The 1,319-nt window shown below is 37.1% G+C and carries 1 protein-coding gene; it reads right to left on the bottom strand.

Annotation, left to right across the window (positions count from 1 at the left end):
• Window positions 1-377 precede the first annotated feature (377 nt).
• On the bottom strand, window positions 378-1,319 hold a 942-nt coding region (locus tag MHN79_RS20740), incomplete at its 5' end, for a BspA family leucine-rich repeat surface protein (protein ID WP_239174889.1).

Raw genomic sequence — 1,319 nt, 5'->3', positions numbered from 1 at the left:
ATCACAACGAATGGTATGATCTTCTACGGCAAAGCTTGCCGCACTACCCAAAGCCATGCAGGCTAAAATAACAGACGTTAATTTCATGATGTATTATTTTCTATATTTTTATTTTAATGAGAGGAAAATAATACTAAAACCCGATTTAAAAGTAATAATTAATCAAGGTAATCATATATAAAACAAAAATATATCGAGAAAAATCACACTTAAGAACAAGTTATAATGATAGTTTAAACCTTAAAGCCATCATTTATTTGAAACTACGTAATACAAATATTAAATATGAGAAAATAAATAGCTTCATGCGTAAAATAGAATAAAGCCTCGCTTGTGCGAGGCTCAAAGCTAACTAATAAGTCTAAAAGGATCACCCGCTACTGGGCAAATATCGGCAGCTGCTCCTCAGTTAATATACTGTCTTTAGCAAAGTCGGTATGCTCAGTCACTTGGCTAACATTCCAGTTGCTTAAGTCTTGTGAAAAGATGGCATTGCCTTTAAACATCTCTTTCATATTGGTAACACTTGACGTATCCCAGAAGCCTATATCTTGATTAAAAGCCTTTGCCAAATAAAACATGCTCCTCATATCAGTCACATTAGACGTATCCCAATGACCGATAGCTTGATTAAAAGCATCAGCGTCCCAAAACATGGACTGCATGCTAGTCACATTAGAGGTGTTCCAGTGACCGATATCTTGATTAAAAACATCAGCCGATAAAAACATATGCGCCATAGTGGTCACTTTGGACGTATCCCAATAACCGATATCTTGATTAAAAGCCTTTGCAAAATGAAACATGCCCCTCATATCAGTGACATTAGAGGTATCCCAATAACCTATATCTTGATTAAAAGCATCTGTATTTAACATAAAACTCATATCAGTCACATTAGAGGTATCCCAATGACCTATATCTTGATTAAAGGCCTTTGCGCCAGAAAACATGGCCCCCATATCAGTTACATTAGATGTATCCCAGTGACCTATATCTTGATTAAAAGCATCTGCCTCCCAAAACATGCCCGCCATATTAGTCACATTGGACGTATCCCAATGACCGATATTTTGATTAAAGGCTTTCGCTTTATAAAACACACTATTCATAGAGGTGACATTAGAGGTGTCCCAATCGCTGATATCGGCATTAAAGGTGGTTCTTTCGTAGAACACCCTATTCATCTTGGTGACTTGGGTGGTACAAAAGCCAATATGGCCTTGCTCTAGGTTATCGAGCAGAGTTTGGTTTCTAATCAAATCGTTGTCGACCACCACATAGACTTTACCATTTTCCATTAGCACGGAATTGACAGG

This window comes from Vibrio sp. Of14-4 (assembly GCF_022347625.1).
In the GTDB taxonomy this organism is placed as follows: Bacteria; Pseudomonadota; Gammaproteobacteria; order Enterobacterales; family Vibrionaceae; genus Vibrio; species Vibrio pristinus.
The sequence above is the reverse complement of the archived record's forward strand: the minus strand, read 5'-3'. Positions and strand labels throughout refer to the sequence as shown.